Below are 11,414 nucleotides of genomic sequence, written 5' to 3' on the forward strand. Positions count from 1 at the left end.
CCAGGTCGGCACTAGTATTTAGATCATCATCTAATTAGAAAGCGATCGAATATGGCAGGACCGCTGAACGATGTGTTCAAGGCGATCGCCGATCCGACGCGGCGCGAGATCCTGCGCCTGTTGCGTCACGAAGAGATGAGCGCGGGCGACGTGGCGGCGCGGTTCGACATGACCAAGCCGACCATGTCGCATCATTTTGCAGTGCTCAAGGCGGCCGGCCTGATCACCAGCCGGCGCGAGGGGCAGACCATCTGGTATGCGCTCGACACCACCGTGCTCGAGGACGTGCTGGCCTGGTCGATGGACATGGCGCGCGGCGCCAGGGGAGAGAAGCGATGAAGAGGCGTTTTATCTGGGTATGCGTGGTGGCGTTGCTGGCGGTAGCCGGCATGATCGCGCTGATCTATCCGGAACTGCCGGCGCGGGTGCCGGTGCACTGGAATGCCGCCGGCGAGATCGACGGCTGGGACGAGCGCCCCACGCTGCTGGTCCACTCGGCCTTCATGCTCGGCGTGGCCGCGCTATGGCTGGTGCTGCCGAAGGTGTCGCCGCAGCGCTTCGCCGTGGACGGCTTCGACAGCACCTGGTGGTTCAGCGGGATGCTCATCGTTTGCCTGATGGGCTACCTCCAGTGCATGCACCTGTGGGCCGCATGGAAGCCCGGTTTCCCCATGGACAGCGCGGTGCTGGGCGGGCTCGGGCTGCTGTTCGTCCTGCTCGGCAACGTGATGGGCAAGGTGCGCCGCAATTTCTGGCTCGGCATCCGCACGCCGTGGACGCTGGCGAACGAGCGGGTGTGGTACGCGACGCACCGGCTGGCGGCCAAGAGCATGGTGGGAGGCGGCCTGCTGGCGCTGGTGGCGGCCTTTGCGCTGCCGGGACCGGTGGCGGTGGCGGCGCTGGTGGCATCGGCGCTGCTGCCGGCGGTGTATTCGCTCCTTTACTACAAGCGGCTGGAGCGGGCGGGGACGCTGGAGGCCTAGCAAAGGCGCCCGTTACCGGTCCAGCACCTCCTGCAGGCGCCGGGCCAGGAAATCCACCAGTGCCGCCACGCGCGGCGCCAGCGATCCCTGCTTGTAGAACACCGCCCACACCGGCTGGGCCCACGGCAGGGTCGCCTCTTCCAGCACCGGCACCAGCCGCCCCGCCGCCACATCGGCGCGCGTCAGGAAATCCGATAGCGAGGCCACGCCCGCACCGGCCAGCGCCAGGTGGCGTATGGTCTCCCCGCTGGACGCAACCACGCCGGGCGCGACCGTCCACCCTTCCCCGCCCGCGTGCCGCAGCGGCCAGGTGTTGAGCAGCGCCGGCGCCGTAAAGCCGAGCGTGCGGTGTTCCTTCAGCGCTTCGACGCCGACGGGAAGGCCGTGCCTCTCGATATACGCGGGAGCCGCCAGCACGCGTACGCGCGAACTGCCCAGGCGGCGCGCGTTCAGCGTCGAATCCGGCAAGGCGCCGATGCGGATGGCCAGGTCGGCCCGCTCCTCGATCAGGTCGACATAGGTCTCGCCGCTGACCAGCTCCAGCTGCACCAGAGGATACTGGTCCAGGAACTCGGGCACCAGGGGCGCCAGCAGGTGGTCGAGCGCCGGCGTTGCCGCATTCACCCGCACCAGGCCAGAAGGCTGCGAGCGCCGCGCGGCCGCTTCCGCCTCGGTGTTGGCCAGGTCGGCCAGCAGGCTGCGCGCGCGGCCCAGCAGCCAGCTGCCCTCTTCCGTCAGCTGCAAGCGCCGCGTCGTGCGGTGCATCAGCGTCATCCGCAGATAATCCTCGAGCCGCTCGGCAGCATTCGAGAACGAGCCCGTATCCATGGTGGCCTGGATGACAGCCATCCAGTTTGCTCACCCAGCTCGCGGTTCTGAAGAAGCCGCGCCTGCTGTTGGTGCACGCGATGGCCACGCTCGGCTACGGCGGCTCCTTCATCGCCTTTGCTTACCTGGCGCCGATCCCGCAGGAAGTCTCGGGCTTTGCCTCCTCGAGCGTGGGCCTGGTGATGCTGGTGTGCGGCGCCCGACAAGTGGCTGGTGCTGGCCACCGTGCTGGCCTGGGCACGGTCGCCTTCGGCAACGTGCCGGGCCTGCAGATCCACGCGGTGTAGCGCGCCGAACGCGGTGCGCCGCATGCGGTGGACGTGGCCTCCGGCCTGAACATCGCTACCGTCAATGTCGGCATCGCGCTGGGAGCCTCGGCGGCGCCTGATCGTGGCACGGCTCGGGCTGATGGCCACGTCATGGATCGGAGCCCTGATCGTCGCCGGCGCCTTTGCCTTGGCCCTGCTCGCGCGCCGGCTGAATCGCCGCGACGGCCTGCCCGGATCGATGCGCCGGACCGGGGCGAGCGCCTGGTCAGCCCCGAGTTTGGGCCTGGCTGGGAGTGAGCCATGGGAGTGCCATGGCAACCAAACTACTCGTCCAGCTCGGGATAGTGGCGGAAGATCCCGTTCTGGTTGAACGGGATGCGTCGCGGCGATGCCAGGTAGGCCGCGATGTTGGGGCGCGCCGCCACGCGGTCGCGCAGCGCGCCGAGCGCCGGATAGTCGCCCTCCAGCCGTTTCATCGCGTTCGGGAAGGCATAGCGCAAGCCTTCGACCACCTGGAACAGCGACAGGTCGGCATAGGTCGGCTTGTCGCCCACCAGCCAGTCGCGCGGCTCCGGATTGGTGAGCAGGCGCGAAAAATAGCCGAAGAACTTCGGAAGGCGCGTCTCGATGAAGTCGGCGGCACGCCGCTGCGCTTCCGGTTTCTGGTCTTCGTAGTAGAGCGAGGTGGCGATCGGGTGGTGGGTATCGTGGATTTCGCTGACCAGGTCGGCGATGGTCAGCTGCAACTGGTGGGTCCACAGCCGGCCCGGATCGGTGCGCGGCGCCAGCGCATGCTGCTCGCCCAGGTAGAGCAGGATGTTGGCGACCTGGCCGATGGTCAGCTCGCCGGCGCGCAGGAAGGGCGGCGCGAACGAGGGATGGGCTTCGGTCTCGAGCGCCGACAGCAACAGTTCCATGCCGCCTTCACGGCGCGCCACGTCCGCGTATTCGGCCCCCGCCTCTTCCAGGGCAAGCCGGACGAACTCGCCACGTCCCTGTATACCCGGCCAGTAAAAAAGTTCATATGCCATCTCGCACCTCCGGTCTCGTTCGGTCTGGCGCAATTATCGATGATGAATCGGAAGCGTGTCGCCGCACAAACATGGTAATCTTGTAGTGCTTGTCAGGCGAAAACAAAAAGTCGTAAAAACTTAGAAGAAACAAGATTCGAACCACGAGAGAGAGACAACATGAACGCAACCCGTCCCAGCGGTTTCATTCACTTCCCCCAGCTTTCTCCGTATTACCACAGCACCAGTTAGCCTCCCGGCAAATTGCATGGCAGAATGTGATTTCTGCGATGCAAGCCCGTTGACATAGCGGGCATCGAAGATAAAGCAGTGGCGCCGTGGTGGCGCCCGCAACTTTACGCCGACTGGAGCGCTCACATGATATTCGCTCACCTGACACGACACTGGCTCGCACGCCGCAGCCAGTACACGCCTGCTTCCTGGATGCTGAGCATCGTGCGCAGCCTGCGCGTGCTGCGCTACTGGCGCGAGCACCAAGCCCTGTGCCGTCTCGACCTGGTGCGCCGCTTCGTCGCGGCCGCTCCCAACGATGACCTGTTCCACCACCTGAGTCACCGCAGCTACCTGTCCAGGGACCTCAGCGCGCGCCAGCGCGTGCAGTGCGTGCTCTCGCACTACCGATTCGAAGACGCCGCTTTCAGCAATGCCTACCACCAGGCCGTCTATGGCGGGGGCGGGCTTACGCTGTGGCAGCATGACACGGGCGAGCACAACTTCATCATGCGCCTTGAAATGGCGCCGCGCCACGACGCGGAAGGCGACCTTACCATCTCGCTGGTTGCCGACGGCAAGTACCTGCACCGCCTGTCCTATACCTGGATCGACGGCCAACTGGCCGGCGTCGACCTGCCGACCGTGCCCTTCGTTACCCGCAACCAGGGCCGCTGGACCGATTCCGGCGCCGCCTTCGAGGCCTTCGAGGAAGCCTTCCCCAACAACTCGCCGAGCTTCTTCTGTTTCGCCGCGATGCAAGGTGTGGCCCAGGCCCTGGGCATCGACCAGGTAGTGGCCATCAAGTGCACCTCGCACATCGCCTACGATCCGCTCGACGTGAAGCATTTCGAGAACGCCTACGACGGCTTCTGGAAAATCCTCGGCGGCGTCGAAATGCCGGGCCGCAGCTACCTGATCCGCCTGCCCTTCTACCTCAAGCCGCTGGCCGACATGCCGTCCAAGCACCGCAAACGCGCCGCCCAGCGCCGTGAATTCTGGCGTGCCATCGGCGACTCCACCCGCACCACCATGCTGCGACACATGGTCCCGGCCGCCAGCGCGCAGGCGCACACGGTCGAGGCGCCGGCCACGGCCGAAGCTTGAAGCGCGGCGATCGCGCCAAGGGCGGCGCACGCCCGGCGCGGCTGAACGCGCTCGATGCAAAGGTCTCCAGCCTGCAATGACAAAGCGGGTCGAAGCGACCGGTGAGGCACGCGCAGCCGCACCACGATGCCCAGCCATTGCCACATTCACCACACCCGCCCGGGTCCGTGGTACACTGCCGCCTCGCTAGGGGTCCTGGTGTGCGCACAAGCGCGCTGCCGGGTGAGAGATACCCTTCGTACCTGATCTGGATAATGCCAGCGAAGGAAAGCGCAACGCAGTTCCCATTCTTGTTTGCCCTTCCCCCACGTTGGCTCCGGCTTTTTCATTAAAAGCAGCGCGCCACGTTCCAGCGTGGTGCGCGAAGACGAGCAACCCATGACATCCAAGCTGAAGTATTCCCCGCAGTTTTCATTGATCGCCTGCGCCATCCTGCAGGCCTTCTCCGCCACCGCATCCGCACAACACACCGAGCAGGCCGAGGGCGTGGCCTCGGTGGTCGTCACCGGCAGCCGCTGGGTCGCCAGCGACCGCGCCAGCATCGGCGGCTTCTCGAGCGCGCCCCTGCTCGACACCCCGGCGTCGATCACCGCCATCAACCGCACCCAGATGCTGGACCTGTCGATCCGCAACGTGACCGACGCGGCGCGCTACGACGCCTCGATCGGCGACGCCTACAACGCGGTCGGCTACGCCGAGCAGTTCTCGATCCGCGGCTTCGCCCTCGACAATGCCAGCAGCTACCGCAAGGACGGCATCGCAATCCCCGCCGACACCCAGATCCCGCTGGAGAACAAGGAACGCATCGAAGTGCTGCGCGGCCTGGCTGGCCTGCAGGCGGGCGTCGCGGCGCCGGGCGGCATGGTCAACTTCGTCACCAAGCGTCCAACCGATGCACCGTTGCGCTCGGCGCTGGTCGAAGTGAGCGAACGCGGCACCCTGCACGGCTCGATCGATTTGGGCGGCCGATTCGAGGACCGCCGCTTCGGCTATCGCATCAATGCCGCGGCCGAGGACCTGAAATCCTATGTGCGCGGCGCCGACGGCGAGCGCCAGTTCGTGTCCGCCGCTTTCGATTGGCAGCTCAGTCCGAATGCGCAGCTGGCGCTGGACCTCGACCACCAGCGCAAGTCGCAGATCACCGCACCGGGCTACCAGCTGCTGCGCAACGAAGCCTTGCCGACGGGAGTCTCGCCCAAGACCCTGCTGAACGACCAGCCCTGGACCAGGCCGGTGGAAACCGACAGCAGCAACCTCGGCCTGCGCTTCGAGTACCGCTTCAGCCCCGACTGGACGGCCACGGTCAACGCCAACAAGCACTGGTTCAAGCGCGACGACTACACCGCCTTCCCCTACGGCTGCAGCAACGAAGCCGAAGGCTTCTATCCGGGCTACTGCTCGAACGGCGACTACGACGTCTACGACTACCAGAGCGTCGGCGAGCGCAAGACCCCGTGGGGCGCGCAGGCCATGCTGCAGGGCCGCTTCGCCACGGGCGCCGTGCGCCACCAGCTGACCGTCGGCGCGTCGATGTCCGAGCGCCACGACAGCTTCGGCGAGTATGTCTACGACTACGCCGGCTACAGCAATATCTGGAACAACCGGACGGTCGATCCGGCCCCGGGCAACCCGCGCACCGGCCCGGTGATGGAGCGCCGCAGCGATCGCGAGAGCGCGCTGTTCGTGCAGGACGTCGCCACCTTGTCGGACCGGCTGACCCTGCACACCGGCCTGCGCTGGGTGAAGCTCAAGCGCGACGAGCTGGCCGAGATCGAACAGGGCTGGGTACATGCCGATGATTCCTTCGTGCTGCCGAGCGTCGCCCTGGTCTACAAGCCGGCGCGCGACTGGAGCGTCTACGGCTCGCTGAGCCACGGCCTGCAGCACGGCGGCATCGCCGAGATGGGCACCGCCAACGAAGCGTCGGTGCTGCCGCCGGGCCGCTCGAAGCAGGTCGAAGTGGGCGTCAAGGGCCTGGTCAACAATGCGGTGATGCTGTCGGCCGCCGCCTTCGACATCCGCCAGGGCCTGGAGTACGTCAACGCCGCCAACGTCTTCGTACGCGCGGGCCAGCAGCGCCATCGCGGCGTCGAACTGGCGGCCCAGGGCAAAGTCAATGCAGACCTGAACTACAGCCTGTCCCTGATGGCGCTGGATGCCGAGCAGACCGGCACCGGCGACGCCGGCGTCGAAGGCAAGCGCGTGACCAACGTGCCGGAGTTCCGTTCGACGGCATGGGTGGAATATGCGCTGCCGCTGGTGCGCGGCATGAAGGTGGATGCGACCTGGCAGTACTCGGGCAGCAAGGCCTTCGACCCGGCCAACCGCGCCATCGTGCCGGGCTACCACGTGGCGGCAGTGGGCACCTCGTACGCGCTGCGCGTGGGCGGCATGAACACGATCCTGCGCGCCCGCGTGGACAACGTGTTCGACAAGTTCTACTGGCGCGACGTGACGCAGTCGCTGGGCGGCTACCTGCTGCCGGGCGCGCCGCGGACGTTCAGGGTGTCGGCGCAGTTCGACTTCTGAGATAAGTAGGGTGGGCGGCTTCGCCGCCCACCCTACGGTGGCGTCTTCAGTCGGCCAGCTCGGCCAGCTTGCCCAGGCAGCGCCGCTGGAATCCATCCAGCCCGGCAGTGACGAAGCTGTCTTCCGGCCCGATCACCTCCGCATCGAGCAGCAGGCGCAGCTTGGCGATGCGATCGCCCTGGGTGAGCGCCTGGGCCAGGTGCGGCCCGTCCGGGTCGCCCGCCCATGCGATCGCCTCGACCACGTCCGCGGGAAAGTCCCAATGCCGCGCGATCACCGCCGATAGCTGGCGGCTGGCCTCGAACAGCGCAACCCCGAAGGTTCCGGAACCCGGCACCTTGCCATGGCAGACCCGGTCCGCCACCTGGAACGCGACCTGCAAGCCGACGTTCTGCATCAGGCCGGCCAGGTAGGATTCGAACACGCCGGCGGACAGGCCCGGCGCCATCACGCTGGCGGCGAAGGCGCAGCGCTCGGAGTGGCGCCAGACGCTCGGGGCCACCTGGCGCGCGACGCCCTGCACCTTGACCCGGATGAGCGGCCGCATCGCGATGCGCGCCAGCAGCATGCGCAGGCCGTTCAGGCCGAGCATCGTCACTGCGCCCTCGAGGGTCTCGATCGGCTTGGCCGGCCGGTAATAGGCGCTGTTCGCCTCGCGGATCACCTCGGCGACCAGCACCAGGTCGCGCCCCACCTCGGCCGACAGCGCGGCGGTGGAGATGTTCTCGTCCGACAAGGCGCCCAGCAGTTGCGTCACGAGTTCCGGCACGCGCGGCACCAGCCCGGAGGCGCTTTCCGGGTCGTCCGCCAGGGCGCGGACCTCGTCGAGGATCTGCTGCTCGATTTCCGGACTGGCGTTGGTGCCGCTCGATGCGGCCAGCCAGCGATAATAGGCGGCGTCCACATCGGCCGCCATGTTCTCTTCATTCGCCGCCGCGGCCGCCTCGATGTTCGCCGCGGCAGCGGGCTCCTTCTCGGTGCCGCCCAGCAGGCGGCCTATCCAGTTTTTCACAGCGCACCGCCGTCTTTACGCAGTAGGAGAAGCTATTCTAATACCACAGGGCAACAAAAAGGCAAATGTAATCAGTTGTCATTTGGATCCTGATCAATAAGACAGGCCGGCCCCAGCAAACCCTCCACCCGGCGCATCCGGTGCTCCAGGCCGCCTTCGAGCAGGACATAAGGGATCTTCCTCTCCTTCAGCGTTTCGACGAGCATCCGGTGCACCTTCTGGCGTACCTCTTCCGATTCGCGCTGGAGGCCATCGGGCTCCCATGGGCTGTCCGGCGCGGTGACGAAGGTCCAGGCATAGTCGTGGCGCTCGTCCAGGCGCGCCAGCTGCAGGTCGACGCGGCCCCAGTACTGGCGGCTGTACAGGGCCGTCATCAGCGGCGTCGTGTCGCAGAACAGGAAGCGATGGGCACGGGCCTCAGCCTCGTTTTCGCGCACCAGCTGGGTGCAGGCGATCGGGTACTGGTCGCTCTCGAAGGGCACGCGCCCACGGCTGTCGACGAATTCGCGCAGGTATTCCGGCACCCACACGGTGCCGTAGTGCCGGGCCAGCGCTTCGCACAGGGTCGACTTGCCGGACGATTCGGCGCCGAGCACCGCGACGCGCTGGACTGAAGGCTTCATGCGTCCCTCCGCGCGATGTTCGACCAGGCGCGCCAGCCGGTCCAGGCCAGCACCACGAACACGGCATACAGGATGGCGGTCAGGTTCAAGCCCTTGTAGACGTACAAGCCGACGTAGAGCACGTCCACCACGATCCAGACCAGCCAGTTCTCCACTTTCTTACGGCCCAGCAGGAGCTGGCCCACCAGGCTGCCGGCGGTCAGGAAGCCGTCGGCATGCGGCACGTCGGTGTCGGTGAGGTGGTCGAGGAACTGCGACAGCAGCACGAAGCCGGCGGCCCAGCCGGCGATGGCCCAGCCCCAAGCTGCCCGCTTGAGGCGCGTGACCACCAGCGGCTGCTCGCCGGCGCCATGCAGCCACTGGTACCAGCCCCAGACCGAGGCCCCGATGAACACGAACTGCAGGCCCATGTCGCCGTACAGCTTGGCGTCGTAGAACACCACGGCATAGGTGGCGGACGAAGCGATCGAGAACAGCCAGGCCCAGTGCTTCTGGCGGATGTTCAGCAGCACGGTGGTCGCCGCCAGCAGAAAGGAGATGAGTTCCAGCGGGGTAGTGCTAAAGCCCAGCAAGGCAAGCGGTTCGTTCATGCGCTGATTGAGAATGCGAGAGTATGTGCAGCAAATAAGTGCAGGAAAAGTACGGGCTGCGTGGCCTCGGTCCTGGCAGGTGCAAAGCGGACGGCCAATCCAGGTCAACAGTCGATTATGGGAGCTGGCGCGGGAATCCGCAAGCCGGACGGCGCCGCAGGGGCCGGCCGCTGTGACAAAGCGAGATATTTACGCCGGAGCGGCCTGGCTATACTGTCCGCACGCCGATGCGGCGCATCACCGGAGATGCCATGCGCCTGCGTGCGACCCTGCTCTGCGCCACCCTGCTGGCGCTTCACCTGCCGTCCTTCGCGGCGGCGCCCATCGTGCCGATCTCGGCCTTCGTCGACGAAAACAAGTACACGATCCCGCGCTTGTCGCCGGACGGCAAGCAGCTCGCGATCACGGTGCGCGTGCCCTCGGGCGAACGCACCGTGCCGGTCATCATGGTCTACTCGCTGCCCGACCTGAAGGTCACCGGCGGCATTCGCCTGCCGGTGCACGAAGTCCCGCTGGATTACGACTGGGTCAGCAATGCGCGCCTGGTCATCGCGCGCGGCTTCGAGCAGGGTTCGCGCACCACGCTGCTGAACCACGGCGAACTGCTGGCCAGCGACATCGACGGCAAGAACCAGGTCTACCTGCACGGCTACAGAATGCCGAGGACGATGGTGCGGGGCGGGCGCCATCCGGACGATCACGCCACTGGCGTCGTGGAAGGCGTGGCCCGCGAATACAACAACCATGTGTTCGTCTCGTCCCAGCTATGGGAAGCCGACCGTACCCTGCTCTACGACATCAACACGCAGAACAACGCGCGCAAGCTGATCGCCGAACTGCCAATGAAGGAACTGAACTTCCTGGTCCAGAACGACGGCAGGCCGCGCTTCGCCTTCGGCGTTGACGCCGATTTCCACGCCGTCGTCTTCCGCAACAATGAGGCCAAGGGCGCCTGGGACAAGATCACCGGCATGGGCAGCCGGTACACGCCGCTGGCGTTCTCCCCGGACGACAGCCGCTTCGCGGCGCTGTACTCGAAAACGGGCGAGCCGGAGTCGCTGGTGGTGGAAGATGCGCGCAGCGGCGAGCGCAAGACACTGTACGCGGACCCGGTCGCCATGCCGCTGCGCCTGTACGGCGGACGCGGGGGCCTGCCCTTCGGCGCGGCATCGAGCGTCGGCATCCCGCGCGCCAGCTATTTCGACGATGCCAGCGAGGACGCGCGCCTGCACAAGCTGCTGAGCGATCAGTTCCCCGGCAACTTCGTCAACTTCGAGAGCGCCAGCAGGGATGGCCAGACCATGCTGTTCAGCGTGCGCAGCGACCGCGATCCCGGTTCCTACTACCTGTTCGACCGCAAGAGCGGCAAGGCCGACCTGCTGTTCACATCGATGGAAGCGATCGAGCCGGACCAGATGGCCGAGCGCCGCCCGGTTGGCTACCGCGCACGCGACGGCCTGGAAATCCATGGCTACCTCACCATGCCGCGCCGCGCCGCGGGCGCCAAGCTGCCGCTAATCCTGATCCCGCACGGCGGTCCGCACGGCGTGTACGACAACTGGTTCTTCGACACCGACGCCCAGTTCCTCGCCAGCCGCGGCTACGCCGTCCTGCAGCTGAACTTCCGCGGCTCGGGTGGTCGCGGCCCGTCCTTCCGCGACGCCGGCTACCGCCAGTGGAGCGGCAAGATCCAGGACGACCTGGTCGACGGCGTCAAATGGACGATCGCCCAGGGCGACATCGATCCGCGACGCATCTGCGTCTATGGCGCGAGCTTCGGCGCCTACTCGGCCATGATGCTGGCGGCACGCGAGCCCGGCATGTTCCGGTGCGCGGTCGGCTATGCCGGCGTCTACGACCTGAACCTGCTCACGAAAACCGACGAGGCCGTTCTCGACCGTCGCATCGGGGTGGCGGTCGACCGTTTCGTCGGCAAGGAGGAGGCGGAACTGACCCGCTCCTCTCCGGTGACGCAGGCGGAACGAATCAAGGCACCGGTACTGCTGGTGCACGGCGGCCAGGACAAGCGCACGCCGATCGCCCATGCCGAGGCGATGCGCAAGTCGCTCACCGCGGCTGGCCGGGCACCCGAATGGTTCGTCGCACCGTCCGAGGGACACGGCTTCTACGATACGAAGAACCAGGCCGAGTTCTACCGCCGGCTCGAGAGCTTCCTGGGCCGGCATCTCGGCCAGCCTTGAGCGGCGCCAGTCGTCCCGGCGCCCGGCACCG

The 11,414-nt window shown here is 66.7% G+C and carries 10 protein-coding genes, 1 pseudogene and 1 riboswitch; of the genes and pseudogenes, 6 read left to right on the plus strand and 5 right to left on the minus strand.

Annotated features, from left to right (window positions below; translation table 11 throughout):
* The first annotated feature begins 51 nt into the window (after positions 1 to 51).
* Positions 52 to 339 carry an autorepressor SdpR family transcription factor gene (locus MA09_RS12675; RefSeq protein ID WP_229440699.1) on the plus strand — a complete coding sequence of 96 codons (288 nt, stop codon included), beginning with the start codon at positions 52 to 54 and terminating at the stop codon, positions 337 to 339.
* Positions 336 to 983 (plus strand): SdpI family protein, encoded by a 648-nt coding sequence (locus tag MA09_RS12680; protein WP_036248974.1) that lies wholly within the window; start codon positions 336 to 338, stop codon positions 981 to 983. The genes MA09_RS12675 and MA09_RS12680 overlap by 4 nt, the downstream gene beginning before the upstream one ends.
* A gap of 12 nt (positions 984 to 995) precedes the next feature.
* Here the strand turns inward: MA09_RS12680 and MA09_RS12685 are convergent, their stop codons facing one another.
* A complete protein-coding gene (locus MA09_RS12685) occupies positions 996 to 1,832 on the minus strand; it encodes a LysR substrate-binding domain-containing protein (RefSeq protein WP_036248975.1) in 837 nt (278 codons plus the stop codon).
* On the opposite strand from MA09_RS12685, the pseudogene MA09_RS24595 reads away from it, so the two are divergent.
* Positions 1,829 to 2,450, plus strand: a pseudogene (locus MA09_RS24595) (hypothetical protein); the annotation flags it as partial. The gene MA09_RS12685 and the pseudogene MA09_RS24595 sit on opposite strands and share 4 nt — an antisense overlap.
* Here MA09_RS24595 and MA09_RS12695 read toward each other — a convergent pair.
* Complete coding sequence (locus MA09_RS12695; RefSeq protein ID WP_036248977.1) at positions 2,404 to 3,111, minus strand: glutathione S-transferase; 708 nt, start codon at positions 3,109 to 3,111, stop codon at positions 2,404 to 2,406. The pseudogene MA09_RS24595 and the gene MA09_RS12695 sit on opposite strands and share 47 nt — an antisense overlap.
* A 357-nt stretch (positions 3,112 to 3,468) precedes the next feature.
* Here MA09_RS12695 and MA09_RS12700 point away from each other — a divergent pair, with 357 nt between their 5' ends.
* Together MA09_RS12700 and MA09_RS12705 are read left to right on the plus strand one after the other, a co-directional pair.
* Entirely contained in the window at positions 3,469 to 4,428 is a 960-nt protein-coding gene (locus MA09_RS12700) for a DUF535 family protein (protein WP_081897573.1), read from the plus strand.
* 178 nt (positions 4,429 to 4,606) lie between these two features.
* A riboswitch (TPP riboswitch) is annotated at positions 4,607 to 4,714 on the plus strand.
* Between the two features lie 92 nt (positions 4,715 to 4,806).
* Positions 4,807 to 6,957 carry a TonB-dependent siderophore receptor gene (locus tag MA09_RS12705; RefSeq protein WP_036248982.1) on the plus strand — a complete coding sequence of 717 codons (2,151 nt, stop codon included), beginning with the start codon at positions 4,807 to 4,809 and terminating at the stop codon, positions 6,955 to 6,957.
* 46 nt (positions 6,958 to 7,003) lie between these two features.
* Here MA09_RS12705 and MA09_RS12710 read toward each other — a convergent pair whose 3' ends face one another.
* The 3 genes from MA09_RS12710 to pnuC form a co-directional block, all read right to left on the minus strand.
* The gene (locus MA09_RS12710; RefSeq protein ID WP_036248984.1) at positions 7,004 to 7,969 is read right to left on the minus strand and encodes an HDOD domain-containing protein; all 966 of its coding nucleotides are present in this window, start codon (positions 7,967 to 7,969) and stop codon (positions 7,004 to 7,006) included.
* 71 nt (positions 7,970 to 8,040) lie between these two features.
* Positions 8,041 to 8,592: an AAA family ATPase gene (locus tag MA09_RS12715; protein WP_036248988.1), complete on the minus strand. Its 552-nt coding sequence runs from the start codon at positions 8,590 to 8,592 to the stop codon at positions 8,041 to 8,043.
* The gene (gene pnuC / locus MA09_RS12720) at positions 8,589 to 9,182 is read right to left on the minus strand and encodes a nicotinamide riboside transporter PnuC (protein ID WP_036248991.1); all 594 of its coding nucleotides are present in this window, start codon (positions 9,180 to 9,182) and stop codon (positions 8,589 to 8,591) included. Before pnuC ends, MA09_RS12715 begins: the two co-directional genes overlap by 4 nt.
* 251 nt (positions 9,183 to 9,433) lie before the next feature.
* On the opposite strand from pnuC, the gene MA09_RS12725 reads away from it, so the two are divergent.
* On the plus strand, positions 9,434 to 11,383 hold the full coding sequence (locus MA09_RS12725; protein WP_161783218.1) for a S9 family peptidase: 1,950 nt from the start codon (positions 9,434 to 9,436) through the stop codon (positions 11,381 to 11,383).
* Positions 11,384 to 11,414: the final 31 nt, after the last annotated feature.

It is taken from the genome of Massilia sp. BSC265 (assembly GCF_000740675.1).
GTDB lineage: Bacteria > Pseudomonadota > Gammaproteobacteria > Burkholderiales > Burkholderiaceae_D > Telluria.